At 70.2% G+C, this 25,678-nt stretch carries 21 protein-coding genes and 1 other RNA gene; 14 read left to right on the forward strand and 8 right to left on the reverse strand.

Features of this window, described 5'->3' with window-relative positions; translation table 11 throughout:
- Positions 1 to 101 precede the first annotated feature (101 nt).
- From AB0D74_RS16385 to AB0D74_RS16395, 3 genes are all read left to right on the forward strand, one after another.
- The gene (locus AB0D74_RS16385) at positions 102 to 1,337 is read left to right on the forward strand and encodes a serine/threonine-protein kinase (RefSeq protein ID WP_362586143.1); all 1,236 of its coding nucleotides are present in this window, start codon (positions 102 to 104) and stop codon (positions 1,335 to 1,337) included.
- Positions 1,338 to 1,928: 591 nt separating this feature from the next.
- Positions 1,929 to 3,035, forward strand: coding sequence for a peptide chain release factor 2 (gene prfB / locus AB0D74_RS16390; protein WP_362586146.1), 1,107 nt, complete (start codon positions 1,929 to 1,931; stop codon positions 3,033 to 3,035).
- Positions 3,036 to 3,338: 303 nt separating this feature from the next.
- A complete protein-coding gene (locus tag AB0D74_RS16395; RefSeq protein WP_362586149.1) occupies positions 3,339 to 4,139 on the forward strand; it encodes a hypothetical protein in 801 nt (266 codons plus the stop codon).
- A gap of 110 nt (positions 4,140 to 4,249) precedes the next feature.
- Here AB0D74_RS16395 and AB0D74_RS16400 read toward each other — a convergent pair whose 3' ends face one another.
- Positions 4,250 to 4,444 (reverse strand): hypothetical protein, encoded by a 195-nt coding sequence (locus tag AB0D74_RS16400; RefSeq protein ID WP_351718154.1) that lies wholly within the window; start codon positions 4,442 to 4,444, stop codon positions 4,250 to 4,252.
- 257 nt (positions 4,445 to 4,701) lie between these two features.
- Here AB0D74_RS16400 and ftsE point away from each other — a divergent pair, with 257 nt between their 5' ends.
- The 6 genes from ftsE to AB0D74_RS16430 all read left to right on the forward strand — a co-directional run bounded on the left by ftsE (position 4,702) and on the right by AB0D74_RS16430 (position 10,163).
- Positions 4,702 to 5,391: a cell division ATP-binding protein FtsE gene (gene ftsE / locus AB0D74_RS16405; protein WP_187749347.1), complete on the forward strand. Its 690-nt coding sequence runs from the start codon at positions 4,702 to 4,704 to the stop codon at positions 5,389 to 5,391.
- A gap of 22 nt (positions 5,392 to 5,413) precedes the next feature.
- On the forward strand, positions 5,414 to 6,331 hold the full coding sequence (gene ftsX / locus AB0D74_RS16410; protein ID WP_362586153.1) for a permease-like cell division protein FtsX: 918 nt from the start codon (positions 5,414 to 5,416) through the stop codon (positions 6,329 to 6,331).
- 68 nt (positions 6,332 to 6,399) lie between these two features.
- Complete coding sequence (locus tag AB0D74_RS16415) at positions 6,400 to 7,569, forward strand: S41 family peptidase (protein ID WP_362586156.1); 1,170 nt, start codon at positions 6,400 to 6,402, stop codon at positions 7,567 to 7,569.
- An 83-nt stretch (positions 7,570 to 7,652) separates the two neighbouring features.
- Entirely contained in the window at positions 7,653 to 8,195 is a 543-nt protein-coding gene (gene smpB / locus AB0D74_RS16420; RefSeq protein WP_362586839.1) for an SsrA-binding protein SmpB, read from the forward strand.
- Positions 8,196 to 8,306: 111 nt separating this feature from the next.
- Positions 8,307 to 8,693: a transfer-messenger RNA gene (gene ssrA / locus AB0D74_RS16425) on the forward strand.
- Between the two features lie 168 nt (positions 8,694 to 8,861).
- Positions 8,862 to 10,163, forward strand: coding sequence for a hypothetical protein (locus AB0D74_RS16430; protein WP_362586159.1), 1,302 nt, complete (start codon positions 8,862 to 8,864; stop codon positions 10,161 to 10,163).
- Between the two features lie 22 nt (positions 10,164 to 10,185).
- Here the strand turns inward: AB0D74_RS16430 and AB0D74_RS16435 are convergent, their stop codons facing one another.
- From AB0D74_RS16435 to AB0D74_RS16460, 6 genes are all read right to left on the reverse strand, one after another.
- Complete coding sequence (locus AB0D74_RS16435) at positions 10,186 to 11,199, reverse strand: LacI family DNA-binding transcriptional regulator (protein ID WP_362586162.1); 1,014 nt, start codon at positions 11,197 to 11,199, stop codon at positions 10,186 to 10,188.
- Entirely contained in the window at positions 11,199 to 13,451 is a 2,253-nt protein-coding gene (gene yicI / locus AB0D74_RS16440; RefSeq protein ID WP_362586166.1) for an alpha-xylosidase, read from the reverse strand. Before yicI ends, AB0D74_RS16435 begins: the two co-directional genes overlap by 1 nt.
- Before the next feature lie 11 nt (positions 13,452 to 13,462).
- Positions 13,463 to 14,284 carry a carbohydrate ABC transporter permease gene (locus AB0D74_RS16445; protein WP_362586169.1) on the reverse strand — a complete coding sequence of 274 codons (822 nt, stop codon included), beginning with the start codon at positions 14,282 to 14,284 and terminating at the stop codon, positions 13,463 to 13,465.
- Positions 14,281 to 15,168 (reverse strand): sugar ABC transporter permease, encoded by an 888-nt coding sequence (locus tag AB0D74_RS16450; RefSeq protein ID WP_362586172.1) that lies wholly within the window; start codon positions 15,166 to 15,168, stop codon positions 14,281 to 14,283. The genes AB0D74_RS16445 and AB0D74_RS16450 overlap by 4 nt, the downstream gene beginning before the upstream one ends.
- A complete protein-coding gene (locus AB0D74_RS16455; protein WP_362586175.1) occupies positions 15,165 to 16,451 on the reverse strand; it encodes an extracellular solute-binding protein in 1,287 nt (428 codons plus the stop codon). Before AB0D74_RS16455 ends, AB0D74_RS16450 begins: the two co-directional genes overlap by 4 nt.
- Before the next feature lie 111 nt (positions 16,452 to 16,562).
- Positions 16,563 to 18,044 (reverse strand): MFS transporter, encoded by a 1,482-nt coding sequence (locus AB0D74_RS16460; RefSeq protein WP_362586178.1) that lies wholly within the window; start codon positions 18,042 to 18,044, stop codon positions 16,563 to 16,565.
- A gap of 84 nt (positions 18,045 to 18,128) precedes the next feature.
- Between AB0D74_RS16460 and AB0D74_RS16465 the strand changes: the two genes are divergently transcribed.
- A complete protein-coding gene (locus tag AB0D74_RS16465; RefSeq protein ID WP_362586181.1) occupies positions 18,129 to 19,109 on the forward strand; it encodes a LysR family transcriptional regulator in 981 nt (326 codons plus the stop codon).
- A gap of 927 nt (positions 19,110 to 20,036) precedes the next feature.
- On the opposite strand, the gene AB0D74_RS16470 is transcribed toward AB0D74_RS16465, so the two are convergent.
- The gene (locus tag AB0D74_RS16470) at positions 20,037 to 20,510 is read right to left on the reverse strand and encodes a hypothetical protein (RefSeq protein ID WP_362586183.1); all 474 of its coding nucleotides are present in this window, start codon (positions 20,508 to 20,510) and stop codon (positions 20,037 to 20,039) included.
- A gap of 144 nt (positions 20,511 to 20,654) precedes the next feature.
- Here AB0D74_RS16470 and AB0D74_RS16475 point away from each other — a divergent pair, with 144 nt between their 5' ends.
- From AB0D74_RS16475 to AB0D74_RS16490, 4 genes are all read left to right on the forward strand, one after another.
- On the forward strand, positions 20,655 to 22,757 hold the full coding sequence (locus AB0D74_RS16475) for a glycosyltransferase (protein WP_362586842.1): 2,103 nt from the start codon (positions 20,655 to 20,657) through the stop codon (positions 22,755 to 22,757).
- On the forward strand, positions 22,754 to 23,944 hold the full coding sequence (locus tag AB0D74_RS16480) for an acyltransferase (protein WP_362586186.1): 1,191 nt from the start codon (positions 22,754 to 22,756) through the stop codon (positions 23,942 to 23,944). The genes AB0D74_RS16475 and AB0D74_RS16480 overlap by 4 nt, the downstream gene beginning before the upstream one ends.
- An 85-nt stretch (positions 23,945 to 24,029) precedes the next feature.
- Positions 24,030 to 24,443, forward strand: a complete 414-nt coding sequence (locus AB0D74_RS16485; RefSeq protein ID WP_362586189.1) for a hypothetical protein — start codon at positions 24,030 to 24,032, stop codon at positions 24,441 to 24,443.
- Positions 24,440 to 25,657: a hypothetical protein gene (locus AB0D74_RS16490; protein WP_362586192.1), complete on the forward strand. Its 1,218-nt coding sequence runs from the start codon at positions 24,440 to 24,442 to the stop codon at positions 25,655 to 25,657. The genes AB0D74_RS16485 and AB0D74_RS16490 overlap by 4 nt, the downstream gene beginning before the upstream one ends.
- Positions 25,658 to 25,678 lie beyond the last annotated feature (21 nt).

Raw genomic sequence — 25,678 nt, forward strand, 5'->3', positions numbered from 1 at the left:
GGGGATTTGTCGACACCTGGCGGGTGATTTCCGCCTCCGTGGTGAAGGTTGGCTCTTCGGACGCGTACTTTTATCGGCAACACGCGTCTGTAGGAGCAGTCTTGGCACGGAAGATCGGCAGCCGGTACACCGCCAACCAGATCCTGGGGCGGGGCAGCGCCGGCACGGTGTGGCTGGGCGAGGGGCCGGAGGGGCCCGTCGCCATCAAGCTGCTGCGCGAGGATCTCGCGTCCGACGAGGAGCTGGTGGGCCGCTTCGTGCAGGAGCGCACGGCCCTGCTGGGCCTCGACCACCCGCACGTGGTGTCCGTCCGTGACCTCGTCGTCGACGGCAACGACCTCGCCCTCGTCATGGACCTGGTCCGGGGCACGGATCTGCGCACCCGCCTGGACCGGGAGCGGCGGCTCGCGCCCGAGGCGGCCGTCGCGATCGTCGCGGACGTCGCGGACGGGCTGGCGGCGGCGCACGCGGCGGGCATCGTCCACCGGGACGTCAAGCCGGAGAACGTCCTCCTGGACATGCAGGGCCCGCTGGGCCCCGGCGGCTCCCATCCCGCCCTGCTGACCGACTTCGGCGTCGCGAAGCTCATCGACTCCCCGAAGCGGACCCGGGCCACGAAGATCATCGGTACGCCGGACTACCTGGCCCCGGAGATCGTCGAGGGCCTGCCACCCCGCGCGTCGGTGGACATCTACGCGCTCGCGACGGTCCTGTACGAGCTGCTCGCGGGCTTCACCCCGTTCGGCGGCGGCCACCCCGGCGCGGTGCTCCGCCGCCACGTCACCGAGACCGTCGTCCCGCTCCCCGGCATCCCCGAGGAGCTCTGGCAGCTGCTCGTGCAGTGCCTGGCGAAGGCGCCGGCGTCCCGGCTGCGGGCCTCCGAGCTGGCGGCGCGGCTGCGGGAGCAGCTGCCGACGCTGGCGGGGATGCCGCCGCTGGACGTCGACGAGCCGGAGACGGAGACGCCGGAGGAGGCCGAGGAGACGGCCGCCGCCGCGGCTCCGGCCGCGGAGGAGCAGCGGGTACGGCGCCGGGGGGCCGTCTCCCTGGTGCCGGGCGCGAAGCCGGACTCCAACCGGGACACGCACACGTCGATGCGGGTGCCGGGCCCCGACGAGCTGGCGGGCGGCGCCCGGGGGACGGCGCGGGCGCCGCGGGCGGCGGGGGCGGCGCGGCCGGGGTCGGCGCGGCACCGGGTCGCTGCGCGGCGGCGGAGGGTGACGTTCGCGGTGGCGGGGGTCGCGGTGGCCGCGGCCGTCGGCGTCGGTGCGTGGCTCGCCTCCTCCGGCGACGACTCGGCTCCGCCCCAGGAGACACACACCTCATCGACCCCGTGACCTGCCGTTTCTTCCCCACCCACCTGACTCGGTAGGCCACAGAGCCCCCCGCCACGGGGCTCCGCCCCGGACCCCGAGAGGGGGGAGACACCTGCTCGGCTCGGTAGGCGTCAGGGGCATTGCCGCGGGGCTCCGCCTCGGACCCCGAGAGGGGGGAGACACCTGCTCGGCTCGGTAGGCGTCAGGGGCATTGCCGCGGGGCTCCGCCTCGGACCCCGAGGGGGAGCGGACACCTGCTCGGCTCGGTAGGCCACAGGGTCATGCCATGGCGCTTTGCCCCGGGCGGCGAGGGGGAGCGGTCGGCTGACCGGTTCGGTAGTGGGTGCCTGTCCGGCTCGGTAGGCGGCAATCCACCGCCATGGGGCTCCGCCCCGGATCGCTCGGCCGGGTAGGCCGTGGGGCCGCCGGCGCGGGGCTCTGCTCCGGACCCCGTCGCAGAAGTGGTCGTCGGCCCGGATCGGTGGGTGACAAGGGGTAGCGGCACGGACCCGGTGGAGAGCGGACCCCGTCAGGGGCCGGGTCCGGTCGGGGCCGGGTGGGTGGGGATGCCCGTCGGCCATGCTCGGTTGGCGGAGCCGTTACGCTGGAGGCGTGGCAGTCGTCGATGTATCCGAAGAGCTCAAGTCCCTCTCCTCGACCATGGAGTCGATCGAGGCCGTTCTGGACCTCGACAAGCTGAGGGCAGACATCGCCGTGCTCGAGGAGCAGGCGGCCGCGCCGTCCCTGTGGGACAACCCGGACGAGGCGCAGAAGATCACCAGCAAGCTGAGCCACCTCCAGGCCGAGGTCAGGAAGGCGGAGGCGCTGCGCGGACGGATCGACGATCTCTCCGTGCTCTTCGAGATGGCCGACGAGGAGGACGACCCGGACACCCGCGCCGAGGCCGAGTCCGAGCTCTCCGCCGTCAAGAAGGCGCTGGACGAGATGGAGGTCCGCACCCTGCTCAGCGGGGAGTACGACTCCCGCGAGGCGCTCGTGAACATCCGCGCCGAGGCCGGTGGCGTCGACGCCGCCGACTTCGCCGAGAAGCTGCAGCGCATGTACCTGCGGTGGGCGGAGCAGAAGGGCTACAAGACGGAGCTCATCGAGACGTCGTACGCCGAAGAGGCCGGCATCAAGTCGACCACCTTCGCCGTGCAGGTGCCGTACGCCTACGGCACCCTCTCCGTGGAGCAGGGCACCCACCGGCTCGTCCGGATCTCGCCCTACGACAACCAGGGCCGGCGCCAGACCTCCTTCGCGGGCGTCGAGGTGCTGCCCGTGGTCGAGCAGACCGACCACATCGAGATCGACGAGTCCGAGCTGCGGGTGGACGTCTACCGGTCCTCCGGGCCCGGCGGCCAGGGCGTGAACACCACCGACTCCGCGGTGCGCCTCACCCACCTCCCCACCGGCATCGTGGTCTCCTGCCAGAACGAGCGGTCGCAGATCCAGAACAAGGCCACCGCGATGAACGTCCTCCAGGCCAAGCTCCTCGAACGGCGCCGCCAGGAGGAACAGGCCAAGATGGATGCCCTCAAGGGCGACGGCGGCAACTCCTGGGGCAACCAGATGCGGTCGTACGTGCTGCACCCGTACCAGATGGTCAAGGACCTGCGGACCGAGTACGAAGTCGGCAACCCCGAGGCCGTGTTCAATGGCGAGATCGACGGCTTCCTGGAGGCCGGAATTCGCTGGCGCAAGCAGCAGGAGAAGTAACTTTGTCGACTTGCCCACGGTGAGTCGACCGACCCGGAACTGCCGCCCCAGTGGCGGCAGTTCTCGTATGTCTGGGTTTTACGTCACACTCACACACTTCAACTCCCGGCATTGGGTGCGCAACTGGACATCGCGCGCGCAACGCCCTTGACGTGCTCTTGGAAAATGGGAAGGGTGAAGTCTGGCATGCGTATCTCTGGGGCGCATGTGAACCGGGGGCCTTGAATATTCGTAGCTGTCTCCGTCGAGCACCGGCCCCGAGCGCCGCCGCACAGACGATCAGCTACTGGGGGTAGCAACCATATGACGAAGAAGACGCGTCTCCGCGTCGCGCGGATAGCCGCCGGCGCAGTGATCGCAGCCGGCGCCTCTCTCACGGCCGCCGGTGCCGCTTCCGCCCTGGACATCGGCGTGAGCGTGACCGACAGCGGTGTCAGCGCGACCGTGGACACCGGCGACGACGACGGCGGCACGGGCTCGCCCTGCGACATCGTCGTCGACCCGACCTGCAACGACACCGGTGGTACCGACACGGGTGGTACGGACACCGGCGGTACCGACACCGGTGGCACGGACACCGGCGGTACCGACACGGGTGGTACCGACACGGGTGGTACGGACACCGGTGGCACCGACACTGGCGGCACCGACACCGGTGGTACCGACACCGGTGGTACCGACACCGGTGGTACCGACACCGGTGGTACCGACACCGGTGGTACGGACACCGGCGGTTCGACCACGGGTGGCTCGACCACCGGTGGTTCGACCACCGGCGGCAGCGGTGACAGCGGCGGGTCGACGAGCGGCGGGTCGTCCACGGGTGGCTCGTCCACCGGTGGGTCCTCCACCGGCGGCTCGACCTCCGGCGGTACCGGCACCGACGGCAACTCCGGTACCTCCGCGCAGGAGGCCGGCTCCTCCGCCCTCACCGACACCGGGTCCTCGAACACCGAGGCCCAGGGTGGCGGCAAGCAGCTCGCCGAGACCGGTGCCGGGCAGACGGCCTTCCTCCTCGTCGGTGCCGCCACGATGATCGCCGGCGGTATCGGCTTCCGCATCCTGCCGCGCCTCGTGGGCGGCCGTGGCGGCGCTGCCGTCTGACGGTAGCCGGACGCTCACGGAGCGTACGCGCCTCGTAGCGGACGAAGGGCCCCGAGCAATGGCTCAGGGCCCTTCGGTCGCTCCTGGGTGAGCGTCGCGTGTGAGCTTCGTTACGCGGTCTGGTGCGCCGCCAGCAGCGCCACCGCGGCGATCAGTACCGCCAGCAGCCCGATGAGTGCCATCGGGTTCAGACCGCCGAGGAAATTCTCCTGCTGAAGACGCTCGCGATTGGCACGGCACACGGGGCACCGGCCTTCGCTCACGGGCGCCGCGCAGTTCGCGCACACCAACCGGTCGTACGTCATGCGCTCACCCTCCTTGCACCGGCCAATACCCATCCAACGCTCCGCGGAACGAGAACGTTCCCCTCCCACTGTGCCAGGTTCCCCCGGAAAGAGCGCGGCCGTCCGCGGACCTCGCCCCGGCACTCCAGGGCGCTCCGGAAGGACTGCCCCGGAACAAAACCGCACAAGCCTCACCCAACCGTGACCGGCGCCTGCGCTTCCTCACCCGACTCGCGTATGGTCACGCTCATCTACCCCCGGCGACCCGTGGTGCATCCGTGATCCGATTCGACAATGTCTCCAAGGTCTACCCCAAGCAGACCCACCCCGCACTCAGGGATGTCTCCCTGGAAGTGGAGAAGGGCGAGTTCGTCTTCCTCGTGGGGTCCTCCGGCTCCGGAAAGTCCACCTTCCTGCGGCTGATCCTCCGCGAGGAGCGGTGCAGCCACGGCCAGGTGCACGTCCTCGGCAAGGACCTCGCCCGGCTGTCCAACTGGAAGGTGCCGCAGATGCGCCGCCAGCTCGGGACGGTCTTCCAGGACTTCCGCCTGCTGCCCAACAAGACGGTCGCCGAGAACGTGGCCTTCGCCCAGGAGGTCATCGGCAAGTCGAAGGGCGAGATCCGCAAGTCCGTGCCCCAGGTGCTCGACCTCGTCGGGCTCGGCGGCAAGGAGGACCGCAGGCCCGGCGAGCTGTCCGGCGGCGAGCAGCAGCGTGTGGCCATCGCGCGTGCCTTCGTGAACCGGCCCAAGCTGCTGATCGCGGACGAGCCGACGGGCAACCTCGACCCGCAGACCTCGGTCGGCATCATGAAGCTGCTGGACCGCATCAACCGGACCGGCACCACCGTGATCATGGCCACCCACGACCAGAACATCGTCGACCAGATGCGCAAGCGCGTCATCGAGCTGGAGAAGGGCCGTCTCGTCCGCGACCAGGCCCGCGGCGTCTACGGCTACCAGCACTGACGGAAAGGCATAACCCGACGCCATGCGCGCCTCGTTCGTAATGTCGGAGATCGGAGTCGGTCTCCGCCGCAATCTGACGATGACCTTCGCGGTCGTCGTCTCGGTCGCCCTGTCCCTGGCGCTCTTCGGCGGTTCGCTCCTGATGAGCGACCAGGTCAACACCATGAAGGGCTACTGGTACGACAAGGTCAACGTCTCGATCTTCCTCTGCAACAAGAGCGACGCCGAGTCCGACCCCAACTGTGCCAAGGGCGCGGTGACCGAGGACCAGAAGAAGCAGATCCAGGCCGACCTCGGCAAGATGACCGTGGTCGAGAAGGTCACCTACGAGTCGCAGGACGAGGCGTACAAGCACTACAAGGAGCAGTTCGGCGACTCGCCGCTCGCCGACTCCCTCACGCCGGACCAGATGCAGGAGTCGTACCGGATCAAGCTCAAGGACCCGGAGAAGTACCAGGTCGTGGCGACCGCCTTCGACGGGCGTGACGGCGTCCAGTCGGTCCAGGACCAGAAGGGCATCCTCGACAACCTCTTCGGCCTGCTCAACGGCATGAACTGGGCGGCCCGCATGGTCATGGCCCTGATGCTGGTGGTCGCCCTGATGCTGATCGTCAACACGGTGCGCGTCTCCGCGTTCAGCCGTCGGCGCGAGACCGGCATCATGCGCCTGGTCGGCGCCTCCGGCTTCTACATCCAGGCCCCGTTCATCGCGGAGGCCGCCGTCGCCGGCCTGATCGGCGGCACGGTCGCCTGCGGATTCCTGGTGATCGCCCGGTACTTCATCATCGACCACGGCCTGGACCTGTCCCACAAGCTGAACTTGATCAACTTCATCGGCTGGGACGCGGTGTTGACCAAGCTCCCGCTCATCCTCGCAACGAGCCTGCTGATGCCCGCGCTTGCCGCGTTCTTCGCGCTGCGCAAGTACCTGAAGGTGTGACGCACGACAAGAGGGTCGTACGGGCAACAGCCCGTGCGGCCCTCTTGCCTTGTCCTAGACTCACCGGCATGTCAGGCCGAGAGCTGTTCTGTCAGCCCCGCCGGGTTCGCCGGGGGGCGGCTCTGACGTTGGTGTTCGCAGGGCTGTTGGTGACCGGGGCGGCCACCGGGGCGTTTCCCGACCCCGGGCAGTCGGACCGCAAGACGCCCGCCGGGGCCGCCCGCGCGACCGCCGGGCACGAGGACGTCGCGAAGGCCGCCGCCGAGGCGATGGCCGACGGCAAGTCCCCCATGGAGGCCGCCGAACGGGCGGTCAGCCGCAGCGGGGACCGGTGGGCCGCGGTCTACTCCGAGGGCGAGTACCAGGAGTTCGAGGAAGCGCTCGACGGCCAGTACACGGGCGTGGGGCTGTGGGCCCGGCGGACGGCGGACGGGCGGATCGACGTGACCAAGGTGCAGGCCGGCTCGCCCGCGGCCGAGGCGGGCATCAGCAAGGGCGACCGGCTGCGCAGCATCGACGGCGAGGACGTCGACGGGCGGCCCGTCACCGACGTCGTCTCGTTACTGCGCGGTGACGCCACCGACGCCCGCGCCGGTACGACCGTCACCCTCGGTCTCGAACGCGGCACGCGCGCGTGGAGCGAGACGCTGCGCCGGGCCCTGCTGTCGACGGACTCGGTGACCGTCCGCAAGCTGAGCGCCGGCATCACCGTCATCAGAATCTCGGCCTTCACCAGGGGCTCCGGGGAGCTGGTGCGCACCGCGGTCCGGCAGGCCCCGGCCGACGGCGGGATCGTCCTCGACCTGCGCGGCAACTCCGGCGGTCTGGTCAGCGAGGCCGTCACCGCCGCCTCCGCCTTCCTCGACGGCGGCCTGGTCGCCACCTACGACGTCGACGGCGCCGAGCGCTCCCTGCACGCGGAGCCCGGCGGCGACACCGCGAGACCCCTGGTCGCGCTGGTCGACGGCGGCACGATGAGCGCGGCCGAGATGCTCACCGGCGCCCTCCAGGACCGCGGCCGTGCGGTCGTCCTCGGCTCCCGCACCTTCGGCAAGGGCTCCATCCAGATGCCGACCCGGCTCCCCGACGGCTCGGTCGCCGAGCTCACCGTCGGCCACTACCGCACCCCGTCCGGCCACACCGTCGACGGCCGGGGCATCACCCCCGACCTGGAGGTGTCCTCCGGGGCGCTGGAGCGGGCGGAGACCGTGCTGAGCGGCCTGGGCGATCCGTCGTAGGGGCGGCTGCGGGACCCGCCGCTAATCCGCTTCCCCCGCACCCCCTCCGTAGTGCGAAAATGGAGGGCACTATGGCCAAGGGAATGTACGTACCGAAAGAGTCCCAGCAGAAGCAGCAGGGGACGGCCGCCAAAGCCAGGGACGGCGAGAAGGGCGGCAAGCGCAAGATCGTCGCGCAGAACAAGAAGGCGCGGCACGACTACGCGATCATCGACACCTACGAGGCCGGCATCGTGCTGTCCGGCACCGAGGTGAAGTCGCTGCGTCAGGGCCGCACCTCGCTCACCGACGGCTTCGTGCAGATCGACGGGAACGAGGCGTGGCTGCACAACGCCCACATCCCCGAGTACAGCCAGGGCACCTGGACCAACCACTCGGTGCGCCGCAAGCGCAAGCTGCTGCTGCACCGGGAGGAGATCGACAAGCTGGAGGCCCAGTCCCAGGAGACCGGTCATACGATCGTGCCCCTCGCGATCTACTTCAAGGACGGCCGGGCCAAGGCCGAGATCGCGCTCGCGCGAGGCAAGAAGGAGTACGACAAGCGGCAGACCCTGCGGGAGCAGCAGGACCGGCGGGAGTCGGACCGCGCGATCGCGGCGGCCAAGCGCAGGCAGCGGGGCTCGTAGGGCGGAACACCGCCGGAATACGGTGGCCACGTCGCTCGTTGTTCACGTACGATGGCACTGCACCTCACAGCGGGTGCGCACCCTCCTCGGAGGGGTTTGAAAAAACAACATGGGGATGATCGGTTTCGACAGCGGATGTCGAAGCAGGGGAAGCGTGTCGAGGAAGCGGCAATGATCTCGTTAACCATATGTCGCAACCAATAATCGCCAATTCCAAGAGCGATTCCCGCGCCTTCGCCCTCGCTGCCTAATAAGCAGTGAGTGAAGGCCCTAACGGGTGTCAGACCGGGGATGTTCCCGACCCGGACCCTGGCATAATCTAGGGGACTAAACCATCCGGCCCGGTCACGGGGTCGGATGGGAAATCAAACAGTGACTGGGCCCGTCGGCGACTTGTTCGCGTGATTGCCGGGGCCGAGAAAATCACAGCGAACTGCACACGGAGAAGCCCTGATTCTGCACCGTTGGACGCGGGTTCGATTCCCGCCATCTCCACAATCTCCATGTTGCGAGGGCCCGGTGGTCACCGACCACCGGGCCCTCGTCGTGTCCGCGCACGACGTCCGAAGAACCAGGGAGCCTGCTCGTGCAGGCGCGGGGCGAGCCGTCTCCGCTGCACGAGCCGGAGGATCCGGCGGCCCACGAAGACCTCTCCGAGAGGAACCCATGGAAGAACCACGGGAAGCACGCTTCTGGAACTTCGAGGGGGACTTCGGGATCAGCCTGCTGATCGCGAAGCCTGGGACGAGTCTGACACCCATGGGGCCGGACGGGGACGCCGACGACGCCCGTGCCCTGCGGGACGATGCCCGGCTGCTGCTGGACTCCGGCCTTCCGGCCGAAACCCTCCGGACGGTGTGGCGGGCCGGAGCGGGCGAGGACCCCGGGCCGGACGTTCCCGCCCTGCTCCGCCGGATCGTGGAGTCGGCCGAGGACCGGATCGCCCGGGAAGCCGCCGGCCTCCCCTCGGATGACACGTTCCTCGACGGCATACCGCCCATGGTCACGGTGGACGAACCGGCGACGAGGAAAGCCGTGTGCGCCGAGGTGAGAGCCGTGTCGCACCTGCTGACGGGCCCGGACGTCGGGGCCGCGCTGGAACGCGTGGCCGCCGAAGTGGATGCCGACCTCGGTTTCCGGCTGTTCCTGCGGGTCATGAAGGAGACCCCGGTCGCCGTCTCCCTGGAGCGGTACGACCGGTACCTGACGATCGGCGAGGCGTTCGGCTACCCGGGGTTCCTCGTGCACGTCGGGCTCGATGTGCGCTGGCCCCGCTACGACGACGTCTCGCTGCCGCGGCGTTTCGAGTACGACTTCGGGTTCTCGTACCTCGCCGGCCGATTCGACGGCGAGTGGCAGTACTCCTACACGGTCGACGAGGGCATTCGCGGTGTGGCCTCCGACTACGTCGGCCTTGTGCCGGGTACCTCGGCGTACGCGCTGCTGCAGGACGCACTGCGGCTGTCCCGGTCACCGATGTCCGACGACGCCCTCACCGCGCTCTGGCTGGTGGCGTCGGTCCGTGGCTACATCCCGCAGGACGAGGGTGTGGGAGCGCGGCAGTGGCTCCACCGGATCGCGGAGGTGTGCGCCGGACTCCTTCGGGAGATAGACCCCGGGTTCACCGTCGGCGCACCCCCGCCGGTCGGCCCGGAGACGCTGGACGTGGTCCTGCGGGAACTGGGCGAGATCGCCCCCGCCCTGACCCGCGCCGTGCACGACTTCCCCTGGTACGGCGCCTGCACCAGCCCGTGGTTCGAACGCTCCCGCACGGTGGTTCCCGCGCTTGAGCAGGTCGTCGAGCAGGTCGATCCCGACCTCGGCTTCCGTCTGCTGCTCCGATACGTCAGGGCCTACGACGTACGGGTCACCGACGAGCAGTACGCCCGCTGGACGGCACTCGGCGACCGGTTCGGCTACGGCCGGGAACACGTCGCCGACCTGGCCGATCCGCACGCCGAACGCTGACCGATCCCTCGGAGGCGTGCGGTCAGGGAGCCTGGCGCGGTGCCGTGCTCGCCCGTTCCGTCAGTCGGGGCGCCAGCAGTGTCGCCTCGGGCACGTCCGGGTCGCCGTCGAGCTTGCGCATCAGCAACTCCGCCGCCCGTTCGCCGAGTTCCGCGGCGGGCAGAGCCACGGAGGTCACCGGTACACGCAGCTCCGCCGCCAGGTCGTCCGGGCAGATCGCGGTGACCGACAGGTCGGTGGGGACGCGGAGGCCGAGGTGCTCGAAGGCGTCGATCAACGGCTCCAGGACCGCCTCGTTGTGGACGACGACTCCCGTCAACGCCGGTTGCTCGCGCAGGAGTTGCTCGGCGACCTGCCTCGCCCCCGACGGGGTCGCCTCGCACGGGTGGACCAAGGACGCCATGCCGTTGCGGTCCGCGGCGGCCGTGAAGCCCTGGACGACCCGCTGGGCGAACGCGGTCTCCCGGACGTACACCTCCGGCGGCGAGCCGACCAGCGCGACCACCCGGTGCCCGAGCCCCGCCAGCCGCTCCACGCACAGCTCGCCGGCGGCCCGGAAGTCAAGGTCGACGCAGGTCAGGCCCTCGGCGGCGGCAGGGAAGCCGATCAGCACCGATGGGCGTTCCAGGGCGCGCAGCAGCGGCAGCCGAGGGTCGTGGAGCTGGACGTCCATCACGATCAGCGCGTCGACGAGTGCCGTGTCGGCGACCCGGTGCAGGCCCTCCTCGCCCTCCTCCTGGGTCAGGAGGAGCACGTCGTGGTCGTAGCGGCGGGCCGTAGTCACCACGGACACCGCGAACTGCATCACCACCGGGACGTGGATGCCGGTGCGCAGCGGGATCACCAGGGCGAGGACGTTGGCGCGGCTGCTGGCGAGCGCGCGGGCGCCGGCGTGCGGGCGGTAGCCCAGTTCGCGGATGGACGCCTCGATACGGCGCCGGGTCTCGTCGGAGATCGGGCGTTTGCCGCTGAGCGCGTAGGACACGGTGCTGGGGGAGACCCCGGCGTGCCGGGCCACGTCGGTGATCTTCACCATCAGCCCAGCTCCAGCGAGAGGAACCCGGTGCCTGCCGCGGCCCGCGCCGTTCGCTCCCCGGCCGCCAGCGCCCAGGGCGCCGCCGGGTCGCTGCACGAGGCCCGCAGGGTGTCCCCCTCGCGTACGACGGTGAAGGTGACGTCCCCGACCGGCACCGTGACCTGGGCGCCCCGGTCGAGGCCGAACGCCCGCAGGGTCACCCCGTCGGCGTGGTCGTAGTCGGGGCGGTCGGCCACCGCGCCGACCGGGATCACCGCGCCGGGACGGACCAGGAGGGGGACGCTGAGGAAGTCGTGCTGCTCGCGGACCCAGCCGGGGCCGGTGACCGTGCGGCCGGTCAGGAAGTGCGTCCAGGTGCCTCGCGGACAGTAATAGGTCACATACCCCCCGTCGTCGAACACCGGTGCCACCAGCACATCCGCCCCCAGCATGTACTGCCGCTCCACATGCGCGCACCCCGGATCGTCCGGGAACTCCAGCACCATCGCCCGCATCACCGGCACCCCCTCCGCCGAGGCGGTGCGCGCGGCCTCGTACAGGTACGGCATCAGGCTCAGCTTCAGCCGCGTGAAGTGCCGCAGCACGTCCACGGCCTCCTCGTCGAACAGCCACGGCACCCGGTACGACGACGACCCGTGCAGCCTGCTGTGCGAGGAGAGCAGCCCGAAGGCCAGCCACCGCTTGAACAGCGCCGGTGACGGGGTGCCCTCGAAGCCGCCGATGTCGTGGCTCCAGTAGCCGAACCCGGACAGGCCGAGCGAGAGCCCGCCGCGCAGTGACTCGGCCATCGACTCGTAGGTCGCCTCGCAGTCCCCGCCCCAGTGCACCGGGAACTTCTGGCTCCCGGCCGTCGCCGACCGCGCGAAGACCACCGCCTCCGCCTCCCCCCGGTGCTTGCGCAGCACCTCGAAGACGGTCCGGTTGTACAGGTACGTGTAGTAGTTGTGCATCCGCTCCGGGTCCGAGCCGTCGGACCAGGCCACGTCCACCGGGACCCGTTCCCCGAAGTCGGTCTTGAAGCAGTCGACCCCCTGGGCGAGCAGCGCCTCCAGCTTGGCCGCGTACCAGTCGCGCGCCGCCGGGGACGTGAAGTCCACCAGCGCCATCCCCGGCTGCCACAGATCCCACTGCCACACGCTCCCGTCCGGTCGCCGCAGTAGGTGTCCCAGCTCCTTCCCCTCGGCGAACAGCGGCGACCGCTGCGCGATGTATGGGTTGATCCACACGCACACCCGCAGCCCGCGCTCGTGCAGCCGCCCCAGCATCCCCTCCGGGTCCGGGAACACCCGCGGGTCCCACCGGAAGTCGCACCAGTTGAACTCCCGCATCCAGAAGCAGTCGAAGTGGAAGACGGAGAGCGGGAGTTCGCGCTCCCGCATGCCGTCGATGAAGGACGTCACCGTCTTCTCGTCGTAGGAGGTGGTGAAGGAGGTCGACAGCCACAGGCCGAAGGACCAGGCGGGCGGCAGCGCCGGGCGGCCGGTCAGGGCCGTGTACTTGCGCAGGATGTCCTTCGGGGTCGGGCCGTGGATGACGTAGTACGTCAACTGCTGCGACTCCACGCTGAACTGGACCCGCGACACCGCCTCGGAGCCGACCTCGAACGACACCTTCCCCGGGTGGTCGACGAAGACGCCGTAGCCCGCGTCGGTGAGGTAGAAGGGGACGTTCTTGTAGGCCTGTTCGGTGGCCGTGCCGCCGTCGGCGTTCCAGATGTCGACGACCTGGCCGTTCTTGACCAGCGGGCCGAAGCGTTCGCCGAGCCCGTAGACGGACGTGCCGACGCCGAGGCCGAGTTGCTCGCGCAGATAGTGGGCGCCCGTCGCCGCGTCTCGCATGATGCCCATGCCCTTGGGGCCGCTGGAGGTGAGGGTGCGGCCGGCGGAGCGGAAGTCCAGCCGCCAGGGCGCGGTCCGGCTCAGCCGCAGGGTCAGCGAGCCGGAGGTCAGGGTCGCGTACTCGTCGTCGTACGACACCTGGGAGGCGAAGTCGGCCCGCCGCAGCTCGAACTGCGGGCCGCGTGGCCGCTCGCCCTCGAAGTGGGTGAAGGTGACGCCGATGACGTCGGGCATCGGGGTGTGCGCGCTGATCGTCAGGACCGGTCCCTTCAGCAGGTCGCCGCGGTGGCGGATGGGCTGGGTCGGCGCGTGGATCTCCAGGGCGCCTTCCGTGGCCGTGACGTCGAGGACCTCGACCGGGTGGGCCGCGGTGACGCCCTCGCGCAGCAGCCAGTAGCCGTCGGTGAACTTCACGCACGAACCTCCTATTTGACGGCTCCCACGGCGATCCCCCGGGTGAGCGTCCGCTGGAAGACGAGGAAGAAGACGATGGCCGGGAGCACGCCGAGCAGCGCGGCTGCATTGGTCATGGTGGCGTCCATCAGGCGCTGGCCCTGGAGGACGCCGAGGGCGACGGACACCGTCTGGTTGTCGTTGGAGACGAGCATGACCAGCGGGAGCAGGAACTCGTTCCAGGTCCAGATGAAGAAGAAGACCAGGAGCACGCCGAGGGTGGGGCGGCTGACGGGTACGACGATCCGGACCAGGATCTGCCACTTGTTCGCGCCGTCGATCCGGGCCGCCTCGACGATCTCGCGCGGGAACTGCCCCAGGACGGCGGAGAGCAGATACGTGCCGAACGCCGACTGGATCACCGTGAACACGATGATCACGCTGAGCCGGGTGTCGTAGAGGCCGGCCTGCTTGCTGAGGTAGTACAGCGGGTAGACCAGGGCCTCCTGCGGCAGCATGTTGGCGAGCACGAAGAAGGCCAGCACCCAGGTACGGCCCCGGATCCGGCCGACGCCGATCGCGTAGGCGTTGAGGACGGACAGGGCGGTGCCGAGCAGGGCCACCGAGCCGCTGATGAGGACCGAGTTGACCAGCTTCCGGCTGTAGTCGACGCGCTGCCAGAAGTCCTTGAGGCCGTCGAGGTAGAGGCCGTGGGGGAGGCTCAGCGGGCCGTTCTGCGAGTACTCCGCCGGGGACTTCACCGCGTTGACCGCCACGATCAGGAACGGGACGACCATGAAGAGGGCGGCGAGGCAGAGGGCGAGGAGGACCGGGTAGCGGCGCAGGGCGGTCATGACTCCTCCACCCGGCTCTGCAGCTTCAGGCCCAGCACGGCCAGGGCCAGGATGATCACCGTGAGGACGGTGGAGATCGCCGAGCCGTAGCCGACCTGGGTCTTCTCGAAGAACGTGGTGAAGGAGAAGTAGGAGGGCACGTCGGTGGCGCCGCCCGGGCCGCCCTTGGTCAGCACGTACACCGCGCCGAAGACCTTGAGCGCGGCGATCGTGCACCAGGTCAGGACGACGTACACCTCGGGGCGGAGCTGCGGCAGCGTGATGTGCCGGAAGCGGCGCCACCAGCCGGCGCCGTCCAGCTCGGCCGCCTCGTACAGCTGGGGGTCGACGCGGCCGAGCCCGGCCATGAAGACGACCAGCGGGAAGCCGAGTTGGACCCAGACGAGGACGCCCATGACCGTGTACAGGGCGAGGTCGGGGTCGCCGAGCCAGTCCTGCTGCCAGGAGCCCAGACCGACCGCCTTGAGGAGGGCGTTGAGGGAGCCGTCGTCCGGGGCCAGGATCCAGCTCCAGACGATGCCGGCGACCGCGACCGGCAGCACCTGGGGGAGGTAGAAGCAGGCACGCAGGACGGCCGCGATCCGGGTGCCGAAGTGCTTGCCGACGTAGTCGAACAGGGCGGCGGCGAGGAGGAGTCCGAGCGCGGTCGGGAGCGCGGCCATCGCCACGACCATGAAGAGGCTGTGCCGGAACGACGCCCAGAACTCCGTGTCGTCCAGCAGCTCACGGTAGTTGGCGAGCCCGGACCAGTGCGGGCTGCCCACACCCTGCCAGTCGGTGAAGCTCACGCCCGTGTTCATCAGGAACGGCACGACCACGACCGCGAGGAAGGCGAGGGCGCCGGGAAGGAGGAACAGGGCGTACGAGTCCCGGCGCACCCTCACTTGGTGCCCTTGTCGTACGCCGTCTGGAGGTTGCTCAGGTAGGCGTCCGGCTTCTCGCTGCCGGTGATCAGCTTCTGGGTCTCGGAGACGAGGGTGTCGTAGAAGCCGGCGACCGGCCAGTCGGGGTAGAAGGCGAGGCCGTCCCGCTTGCTGACGGTGTTGAAATCGGCGATGAGTTCCTTGGACTTGGGGTCGGTGATGGCGCTCGCGTCCGCCGCGACCGGGACTCCGCCCTTGTTGCCGAGCAGGTTCTGGATCTTCTTCGACATGGTGATGTCGATGAAGTCGTAGGCGAGGTCCTTGTTCCCGGAGTTCTTCGGTACGACCCACAGGTTGCCGCCGGAGCCGAGGGTGAGGTTCGAGCCGGGCCACAGGAAGCTGCCCCAGCCGAACTTGGCCTCCGACTGGAAGCGGCCGTACCACCAGCTGCCGGAGAACAGGATCGGTGACCTGCCCTGGATGAAGGAGACCCCGGCCTGCTCGGCGGTCGTGCCGGAGGACGTCTTCGCGAGGTAGCCCTTCTTCACCCAGTCGGCGAAGGTGTCCGCCGCGTAGGTCCAGGCCTGGTCGTGGAAGTCGACCTTGCCCTGGTACAGCTCGTAGGCGTCGACCCACGAGCGGTCGGCCTTCGAGAGCGCCAGCTGGTAGAGGTACTGCTGGGCCACGTACTCGGAACCGGCGTTCGCGAGCGGGGTGACCCCCTTCGCGACGAACGTGTCCATCGCCGCGGTCAGGTCGTCGAACGTCTTCGGCTCGGCGATCCCGTACTTCGCGAACAGGTCCTTGTTGTAATAAACCATGGTGTACTCGGCGTAGTTGGGCACTCCGTACCACTTGCCGGAGCCCATCACGCCGTCGGCGTCGTACTGGCTGGTGGTGCGCACGCCCGCGCTGAGCTTCCTGTCCCAGCCGCGCTTGGCCGCCTCGGCGGTCAGATCGGTGAGGAGCCCCTGCTTGGAGAGGAGCCCCGCCGTCGCGTTGCCCTTGTTGTACTCCATGATGTCGGGGGCGTCGGAGGAGTTCAGGACCATCTGCGCGGTCTTCTGGATCTGCTCGAAGCTCTTCTCCTCGTACTTCACCTTCACGCCCGGATGGGTCGCCTCGAACTCCTTGATGGCCTCGTTCCAGGCGATGCCCATCGCGCTGTTCGGGGCCTCGTAGTGCCACAGCCGCAGCGTCTTCGCGTCGGACGTGCTGCCGCCCGAGCCGCCGCAGGAGGCGAGGAGCAGCGATCCGGCGAGGATCACCGCCGCGGTCGCGGTCCGCCTTCGTGCCGTCAACATCCAATGCCTCCAGGGGAGTCGGCTGGATGGTGCTCGTCCCGCGTCGAATCGGTTCGAGGCGGAACGTCGAAGCGCTTCGACGCAGGACGGTAGGTGCGGGCTGTGAGACCGTCAATGGGTGCGGCGGGAATTGAGCGAAGCGATTCGACTGACGGCCTGCACCGCGAGGGCCGTGCCGGCCGCCGCGGCCGGGGTGGCGAAGGCGGCCGTCGGCGAGACGTGGTCCGCCGCCCAGCCGCCGAGCGCGGAGCCGCAGGCGATGCCGGTCAGCAGGGCGGTGACGACCAGGCTCATCCCCTCGTTGAGCCGGCCCTCGGGGGCCCGGTCCTGGACCAGCGTCATCGCGGTCACCATGGTCGGGGCGGTCGCCATGCCGGCCACGAGCAGCGCGGGGGCGAGAGCCCAGAAGCTGTCGAACGCGCGCGCGGCGAGCAGCGGCAGGCACATCAGGGCCGCCATCGCCGACAGGCAGACAGGGAGCCTGCGTTCGGCCGGTCCACTCGGCCTCAGCGCCCCGTAGACCAGGCCCGCCGCGCACGAACCGGCCGCCTGGAGGGCGAGCACGGCACCGGCCGCCGAGCGGTGGCCCTGGGCGTCGGCGAAGGCGATGGTGACCACCTCCATCGAACCGAACACCGCGCCGGTCGCGACGAAGCAGACCAGGAGCGGGCCGATGCGCAGCGGGGTGCGTGCGGTGGCCGGCCCGGTCCGGGGCGGCGGCTCGGTGGCCCGCTGGGCGGCGAACAGCAGCGCGCCGGTGAGCAGCAGCACCGCTCCGGCCAGCGTGCCGGCCTCCGGGAAGAACGCGCCGGTCAGGAAGGAGGCGAGGACCGGGCCGAGCATGAAACACAGCTCGTCTGCGGCCTGTTCGAAGGAGTTCGCGGTGTGCAGGGCACCCGGGTCCGCGCGCAGCAGGTGGGCCCAGCGGGCACGGGACATGCCGCCGAGGTTGGGGGTGGTGGCGGTGGCCGCGTAGGCCGCGAACAGGGTCCAGTCCGGGGCGCCGTAGCGGACGCAGAGCAGCAGGGCGAGGCTGCCGAGCACGGCGGTGACGGTCGCGGGCACGGCGACCCGGGCCTGCCCGTACCGGTCCACGAGCCGGGCGATCCAGGGCCCGGCGAGACCGGTGGCGGCGAGGCCGGTCGCGGTGACGGCACCGGCCAGGGCGTACGAGCCGCGCGACCCGGCGATCATCACGACCGCGCTCACGCTGAACATGCCCATGGGGAGCCGGGCCAGCAGGTTCCCGGCGGTGAAGGCCCGGGTGCCCGGGAGCGCGAAGAGGCGGCGATAGGGGCCGGGCGGGCGGCGGGGGCGGGGACTTGAACGGGGGCGGCCGTCGAAGCGGGGGCCGGAACGGGGGCGGGAGCGACCGTCGAAGCGGGGGCTGAAGTCGACGGCGACGAGGGAGTCCGCCGTGACGGTGTGGAGGAGCTGCGGAGAGGTCCGTTCGGGCGGGGCGGTCGAAGCGGTCGAAGCGATGGGAGTGGTGGGATCGGTCGAAGCGGTGGGCGCGGTGGGCGCGGTGGGCGCGGTGGGCGCGGTGGGATCGGTGGGAGTGGTGGGAGCGGTCGGATTGGTCGGTTGTGGCATGGACACCACCGTCGCGCGGAACGGATCAAGGGGTCCAACACCTGCTCGGCACCGATTCACGCACCTGTGTTGTAAATTCGCGTGATGTCAGCGCCCGCCTCGCCCGCCCACATCGAACCCCGCCTGCTGCGTGTCTTCGTGACCGTCGCCGAGGAACTGCACTTCACCCGCGCCGCCGCCCGGCTGTACGTCGCCCAGCAGGCGCTCAGCCGTGATGTGCGGCGGCTGGAGCGGGAGTTGGGCGCCGAGCTGTTCCTCCGCAGTACCCGGCAGGTCAGCCTCACCGCCGACGGCACCCGGCTGCTGCCGTACGCCCGCCGGGTGCTGGCCGCCCAGGACGCCCTGCTCGCCGCGTTCGGGCAGGCCCGCCCGCTGCTGGTGGACCTCAACTCCCCGGGTCTGGAGACCGCCCGCCGCGTCCTGTACCGGGCCCGCGAACTCGCCCCCGACTGCGAGCTGATGGCCCGCTACGAGAGCGGGCTCACCGGAGCGGCGGCCGAACTCCTCGCGGGGCGGCTCGACGTGTCCTTCGGGCGGTTCGCGGGACTGGATCCGGCGCTGCGCTCCGGGCTCGAACACCAGCCCGTACGACTCGAACCCATGGCCGTAATTCTCCCCTCCGAACACCGGCTCGCGGACCTGGACGCGGTCCCGCTGGCCGCGCTCGCGGGCGAGACGGTCTACGCCGGCGCCGGGAACGAACGCACCCTGGAATGGACTGACCTGGCCTTTCGTCTCTTCGAGGGACGGGGCATCGCGGTCGCGCCGCCGCTGCCGCTGGCCGTCGGGGAGGAGGAGTTCCAGCGAGTCATGGCCAAGGATCGGTATCCCGTTCTCGCGGTAGCGGGTTTTCCGGCCATACCTGGAAGCGTGTCGCGGCCGTTGGTCGATCCGGTCCCGTTGTCGCCCGTGTCGCTCGTGTGGCGAAAGGGGCTGGTCCATCCGGGAGTCGATGCGTTGCGGCGGGCGGCCGTGGAGATCGGGCGTGCGGAACGGTGGCTTCAGTGGCCTGCCGATGGGTGGATTCCGGCCAGTGATCAGGAGGTGATGGACAACCACAAATGACACATCGGGAACACCGATCTCCCCCGTGCGCTAGCTTCATGGACCCGAGTACGGAGAGCCGCAAGGGGGCGCTCGGAGCGGGTGGGGGCCCGTTCCGTCGACGTGTGCTCGGGTTCGTCAGTGCGCCCGGAACAGTCCCGTGGGGGGATGTACGCGCGTGAAAAATTGGCGAGAAGAAACCCAACCCGAGCTGCCGCAGGTGGTCCTGGATGCCCGGGATGTGCCGGTGGCGGGGGAGGACCGGGTCGATGAGGACGGCGGGGTCGCTGGGGACGACAGGGGCAACGGGCAGGACGGGGTGGAGGCGGGCGCCGCGGACGCCGACGGCGGCGGGGCCGTAGGGGCCGCAGGGGCCGGCGGGTCGGCGGGAGTCGCTGGGGTCGGCGGGGCGGCCGGGGTCAGTAGGGCGTCGGGGGTCGGCGGGGCGGCTGGGGCCGCCGGGGCCGCCGAAGCCGCCGGGGCGACCGAGGTGTTGCGGGCCGGGGCGTTACGGGACCCGTGGAGCGTGGTCGAGCCACCGATCCCGGTGTTTCTGCGCGACCCGGCTCCGGGCCTCGTCCACGACCCCGACGAGGTGACCGTCCAGAACGACGTCGGTGCCGTACGAATACGGCCGACAGGGCGGGTGGGGTCGGCGGGGTGGGCGGGGACGGCACGGTCGGCAGGGCCGATACGGTCCGCCGCCGCGGGGGCCTCCGCCGATTTCGGAAGCTCGGGCGCCTCGGGGGCCTCTGGCACATCCGGAGCCTTGGGCGCATCCGGAGCCTCGGGCGCGCCCGGAAGCTCGGGCGCCTCGGGAGGCTTGGGCGCGCCCGGAGGCCCCGGCGCTGCCGACGATGTCCCCGTCCCCGTCTTCGTGGACGAGTCGGGGCGCCGCAGCCGCCGGTTCCGCAGGTTCGGGATGGCCGTCGGCCTCGCCTGTGCGGTCTACGCGGTCGTCATCGTCGTCACCCTGCTGTCCGGGAGTTCCGACGCGCCCTGGCTGCCGGTACCCGGGCAGAACGCCGACAGGCCCGCCGGCAAGGTCGACGACTCGCCGCGGCCCGCCCGGTCGCCGCGCTCCTCGGACGACGGCGCCTCGGTGGCGGGCTCGACCGTGAGCGGCGGTACGACCCCGTCGGCCGGCGCCTCCTCCCGGACGTCCGGCACCGGAAAGGGGACCGCGCGGCCGAGCGCGTCGGCGTCCGCACGGGCGACCTCGTCCTCCGGGGTGACGGTCACCTCGCCGAAGCCGGGCTCGCCGTCCGCGTCCGCCTCGCCGTCCGCGGTGGCACCCTCCTCGGACGCGCCGTCCTCGCCCGCCGCGTCGCCGCCTCCGGCCTCGCCCAGCGAGTCGGCCGCCCCGACCGGCGGCCCGGTCGCGGAGGGCCCGGCCCCGCGCACCGGCACCGGCGGTGCCAACGAACCCGCCCGCGTCCTCTGATGGCACCCCGCACCCGACGCCGCCCGGCCGCCACCGGCGCGAACCGGAGCCGCCCGGCCGCCACGGACACTTCCCGACGCCGCCCGGCCGCCGCGGACGCCTCCCGGCGCCGCCGCCTCCCCATGCGTCTGACGCTGCCCGTCCTCCTCCTCGCCGCCCTGATGGCGATGCTGATGCTGCGCGGCTACGTGCACAGCGAGATCCTCGCCGACCACCGCATCCGCCCCGAGGCCGCCGCAGGCAAGGTCCCGGAGAAGATCCTGGACGGCGGCCCGGTCATCGACACCCGGGGCGGCCGTACGACGTCCCTCCGCATCCCCGACCACCGCGTGGTCCTCACCTTCGACGACGGCCCCGACCCGACCTGGACCCCGAAGGTCCTGGACGTCCTGAAGAAGCACCACGCGCACGCCGTCTTCTTCGTCACCGGCACCATGACCTCGCGCCATCCGCAGCTGGTCCGGCGCATGGTGGCCGAGGGCCACGAGGTGGGCGTGCACACCTTCAGCCACCCCGACCTGTCGTACCAGTCGCAGAAGCGCATCGACTGGGAGCTGTCCCAGACCCAGCTGGCGATCACCGGCGCGGCCGGCATCCGTACCTCCCTCTTCCGGCCGCCGTACTCCTCCTCCGCCGACGCGATGGACGACCTCTCCTGGCCGGTGACCCGGTACATCGGCAGCCGCGGCTACATCACCGTCGTCAACGACCGGGACAGCGAGGACTGGCGCAAGCCGGGCGTCGACCGGATCATCCGCAACGCCACCCCGGACGGCGGCAAGGGCGCGATCGTCCTGATGCACGACTCGGGCGGTGACCGCCACCAGACGGTCGAGGCCCTGGACCGCCTGCTGCCCGAACTGGCGGCGCGTGGCTACCGCTTCGACAACCTCACCGAGGCCCTGAACGCGCCGAGCGCCCACACCCCGGTCACCGGCCCCGACCTCTGGCAGGGCAGGGCCTGGATCTTCCTGGTCCAGGCGGCCGACGGCATCACGGACGTGCTGGTGGTCGGCCTGGCGGTGATCGGCGCCTCGGTGCTCGCCCGGTTCGCCCTGATGCTGCTGCTCTCCTTCGCGCACACCCGCAGGGTCCGCCGCAAGGGCTTCCGCTGGGGCCGCCGCCCGGTGACCGAACCGGTCTCGGTGCTCGTCCCCGCCTACAACGAGGCCAAGTGCATAGCGAACACGGTCCGTTCACTGACCGCGAGCGAGCACGCCGTCGAGATCGTCGTCGTCGACGACGGCTCGACGGACGGCACGGCACGGATCGTGGAGAATCTGGGGCTGCCGCGCGTCCGGGTGGTCCGCCAGGAGAACGCGGGCAAGCCCGCCGCCCTCAACCGGGGCCTGCGCAACGCCCGTCACGACATCGTCGTGATGATGGACGGCGACACGGTCTTCGAACCGGCCACGGTACGGGAGCTGGTCCAGCCCTTCGCCGATCCGGCCGTCGGCGCGGTCGCCGGCAACGCCAAGGTCGGCAACCGGGATTCGCTGATCGGCGCCTGGCAGCACATCGAGTACGTGATGGGCTTCAACCTGGACCGGCGGATGTACGACGTGCTGCGCTGCATGCCGACCATCCCCGGCGCGGTCGGCGCGTTCCGCCGTACCGCCCTCGAACAGGTCGGCGGCATGAGCGACGACACCCTCGCCGAGGACACCGACATCACGATGGCGATCCACCGCGCCGGCTGGCGGGTGGTCTACGCGGAACGGGCGCGGGCCTGGACGGAGGCCCCGGAGTCGGTCTCCCAGCTCTGGTCGCAGCGCTACCGCTGGTCGTACGGCACGATGCAGGCGATCTGGAAACACCGGGGCGCCCTGCTGGACCGCGGCCCGTCCGGCCGCTTCGGCCGGGTGGGACTCCCCCTGGTGTCGCTGTTCATGGTCGTGGCACCGCTCCTCGCCCCCCTGATCGACGCGTTCCTCCTCTACGGCATCGTCTTCGGCCCGACGCAGAAGACGATCGGCGCCTGGCTGGGGATCCTGGCGGTCCAGGCGGTCTGCGCGGCCTACGCCTTCCACCTGGACCGCGAACGCATGACCCACCTCGTCTCGCTCCCGCTCCAGCAGATCCTCTACCGGCAGCTCATGTACGTCGTACTCCTCCAGTCCTGGATCACGGCGCTGACCGGAGGCCGGCTGCGCTGGCAGAAGCTGCGGCGGACGGGAGTGGTGGGGGCCGCACCGGGCACCGCGGGGGAGAGGCCGGCGGCATGACACAGGCAGCAGCGACCCCGGTCGCCCCCGACAGGTCCGGCACCGGCGGCGGCCGGGACCGCTACCTCGACCTCCTCCGCTCCCTGGCCCTGCTCCGCGTGGTGGTCTACCACCTCTTCGGCTGGCCCTGGCTGACCGTCCTCTTCCCCTCCATGGGCGTGATGTTCGCGCTGGCCGGCTCCCTGATGGCCCGCAGCCTCGACCGCCCGGCGGGCAGCGTGATCCGCTCCCGGCTCCGCCGCCTCCTCCCACCCCTCTGGCTCTTCGGCGCGGTCCTGCTGACGATGATGTTCACGGCAGGCTGGAACCCCCTCGACGACCCTGACCTGGGCGCCGGTTGGACCGGCCGCGCCCAGCTCCTCGACTACGTCCTCCCGCTCGGCGCCCCGCCGTACCCCGAACACCTCGGCTCGGCATCGGGCCTGCTGGACGACACCTGGGCGGAACAGGCGGCGGGCCCGCTCTGGTACCTCCGCGCGTACCTGTGGTTCGTCCTGCTGTCGCCGTTGCTGCTGCGGGCGTTCCGCAGGTGGCCCCTGCCGACGACCCTGGCCCCCCTGGCGCTGACGGCCGTCCTGGCCACCGGGCTGCTGAGGATCCCCGGCGAAACGGGCAACGCCGTCACGGACTTCGCCGTGTACGGCGGCTGCTGGATCCTCGGCTTCGCCCACCAGGAGGGCGTCCTGACCCGCGTGCCCCGCTACGCGGCCGTCTCCCTCTCCTGCCTGGTCATGGCGGCGGGCCTGTGGTGGGCGTCGGGCCACCGGGGCCCCGACGGCTGGGACCTCAACGACATCCCGCTCGCCCAGGCGTGCTGGTCGTTCGGGGCAGTGGTGATGTTGTTGCAGTACGCCCCGTCCTGGCGCGACCTGCCGGCTCCCTTCCGCCGCTGGGACCGACTCATCACCCTCTCCAACAACCGCGCCGTCACCATCTACCTCTGGCACAACCTGTTGATCATGGCAACGGTCCCCATCATCGACCAGGCCTACAACCTGCCCTTCATGACCTCGGACCGGGCAGCGGGCCTGCTGGACTCCACGTACGGCTTCTGGATGTTCCTGGCGGTCTGGCCCCTCATCGCGGTGGCGGTGGTGGCCTTCGGGTGGGTGGAGGACACGGCGGCGGGAAGGAGGGCGCGGGTGTGGCCGGACAGGGGGCGACGGGGAGGTGTTCGCCGGCGGTGACCATCAGGTCGCGCTGTACTCGCGTCAGGAGAACGTCCTCGCCTGACCGGGTGACAAGCCGGAAGAATATGGGCAGGGAAGCGTCATGGACGATGCCGTGCTCGAATTTGCGGAGATCGACGATTCCGGTGACGTACGAGGCAGCAGCTTCCCGGTCCCTCCGCAGTGGTTCGCCGAGGCGTTCTGTGTCCGTGATGCGCACCCGAGTAGCATCAGGCCCGGCCACACCCGCGGTGATCACTACCACGAGGTTCGCCACGAGATCCTGATCGTCATGCCCGCGGGCAGGTGGTCGCTTCACTGGGATTCGGGGGCCGACACCATGGTCCAGTACCGCAAATTCGAAGGTACTGCCGCCGTGATCATCAAAGTGCCCCCGCTGTCCTCCCATGCGATCCGCAACGACGGCGACACGGACCTGTACGTCATCGGTCTTACCGACGGCCCCTACGATCCGGACAGTCCGGACACATTTCCACGTAAGGTCTCGGGGACATGACCCGCGCTGTCGAGCACACCTTTTCGACGTTCTGCCATATCAGCGAATACGGGGACCACGGATATCAGGACCTGCACACCCTCGTCGCGATCAGCCAGCCGCTCAACTTATGGGCACCGTCCAGCGCGCTGATCAGGCATGTCAGCCGTATTCCACCGAAGGATTTCATCCGCTACGTGGACCAGGGATTCATTCGCATTCTCGCACGCGATCGGTGGCTGACCGACCGCAGGTTCCGTGACGAACACCCCTGGTCCGCCGCGCGCTGGGACCGCGAGATCGACGACGCCCTGAGGTCGATTCTGCGCAATGACCAGGGACTTGAAGGTTCGCAGCGCCGGGTGGTGTCCGCGCCACCCGAAGACGGGGAACGGCACGCGATGGAGTATCTGGAGAGCAATCCTCTCCAGATCACCTATTGGAACAGGGCCTTCCGTAGCCGGAACGCTGCACGAAAAGTGCCTGTGGGCACGCTTGAGACCGCCACGCGTTACACCAGCGAAGGCCCCGCCGCTGTGGCGAAGTGGATTCTCCGTGATGCGTTCAACCACGCCGACGCGTTCGCACTGTCAGGCGCCAGAGCACCGCTTTTCCTCAGCCCGTCCGACCTGAGGTTCATCCGCCTGATCACCAACGCCCCACCGACCACGGGCGTGCCGGCCACCAGCCTCGCGCCTTCAGCCGCCACGGCATCGTCCCAAGCCCGCATCGAACACCTGGCCAGGCAGTTGATCGATGTCCTGCGCCACCTCGACATCCATGCCGGCCGGCGCAGCCTTGATGCCTTCATACGGGGCGAAGGGCGTCAGGAACTACTTGTCTGGATCGACGCTGTCTGCAACCAGTACCAGTACCATCCCCGCCGCGAGATCGACGGCGTCATCATCCGTGAACTCCGCCGGCAATTGAGCCGCGCGCGTCTGCAAGGCCCTTTCGGCCGGTTTCGCGCCCGGACCGCCCTGCCCGCGGTCGTCGGCGCCGTCGACCTTGCCGCCACCACCATAAGTTTCGTCCTGTCACCCGGGGAACCGCTCAACGCAATCGGTATGGCGGCCGGCGTCTTCGGTATCGGCAACGGACTGGCTCAGCAGATGGGGTGGGTGCCCAGCACCTTCGACGGTCCGCAATGGCCGTTCCTGTATTCGTATGCGTCCCGAGCCAAGAAATCACGGCTGCACCGCATGATCGATACCTTGGCCATGTACCGGACTTGAGGAGCAGGGCGATTGGAAAGT

Source organism: Streptomyces sp. NPDC048278, assembly GCF_040652195.1.
Taxonomy (GTDB): domain Bacteria; phylum Actinomycetota; class Actinomycetes; order Streptomycetales; family Streptomycetaceae; genus Streptomyces.

Bases quoted from the DNA above. Each gene is read 5' to 3' on its own strand.
- AB0D74_RS16435 (WP_362586162.1), bottom strand. From the start codon at position 11,199: ATGGTGAAGATCACCGACGTGGCCCGGCACGCCGGGGTCTCCCCCAGC.
- AB0D74_RS16455 (WP_362586175.1), bottom strand. From the start codon at position 16,451: ATGTTGACGGCACGAAGGCGGACCGCGACCGCGGCGGTGATCCTCGCC.
- AB0D74_RS16445 (WP_362586169.1), bottom strand. From the start codon at position 14,284: ATGACCGCCCTGCGCCGCTACCCGGTCCTCCTCGCCCTCTGCCTCGCC.
- AB0D74_RS16400 (WP_351718154.1), bottom strand. From the start codon at position 4,444: ATGACGTACGACCGGTTGGTGTGCGCGAACTGCGCGGCGCCCGTGAGC.
- AB0D74_RS16485 (WP_362586189.1), top strand. From the start codon at position 24,030: ATGGACGATGCCGTGCTCGAATTTGCGGAGATCGACGATTCCGGTGAC.
- AB0D74_RS16490 (WP_362586192.1), top strand. From the start codon at position 24,440: ATGACCCGCGCTGTCGAGCACACCTTTTCGACGTTCTGCCATATCAGC.
- smpB (WP_362586839.1), top strand. From the start codon at position 7,653: ATGTACGTACCGAAAGAGTCCCAGCAGAAGCAGCAGGGGACGGCCGCC.
- AB0D74_RS16430 (WP_362586159.1), top strand. From the start codon at position 8,862: ATGGAAGAACCACGGGAAGCACGCTTCTGGAACTTCGAGGGGGACTTC.
- AB0D74_RS16415 (WP_362586156.1), top strand. From the start codon at position 6,400: ATGTCAGGCCGAGAGCTGTTCTGTCAGCCCCGCCGGGTTCGCCGGGGG.
- AB0D74_RS16465 (WP_362586181.1), top strand. From the start codon at position 18,129: ATGTCAGCGCCCGCCTCGCCCGCCCACATCGAACCCCGCCTGCTGCGT.
- AB0D74_RS16475 (WP_362586842.1), top strand. From the start codon at position 20,655: ATGCGTCTGACGCTGCCCGTCCTCCTCCTCGCCGCCCTGATGGCGATG.
- ftsX (WP_362586153.1), top strand. From the start codon at position 5,414: ATGCGCGCCTCGTTCGTAATGTCGGAGATCGGAGTCGGTCTCCGCCGC.
- AB0D74_RS16395 (WP_362586149.1), top strand. From the start codon at position 3,339: ATGACGAAGAAGACGCGTCTCCGCGTCGCGCGGATAGCCGCCGGCGCA.
- AB0D74_RS16460 (WP_362586178.1), bottom strand. From the start codon at position 18,044: ATGCCACAACCGACCAATCCGACCGCTCCCACCACTCCCACCGATCCC.
- AB0D74_RS16480 (WP_362586186.1), top strand. From the start codon at position 22,754: ATGACACAGGCAGCAGCGACCCCGGTCGCCCCCGACAGGTCCGGCACC.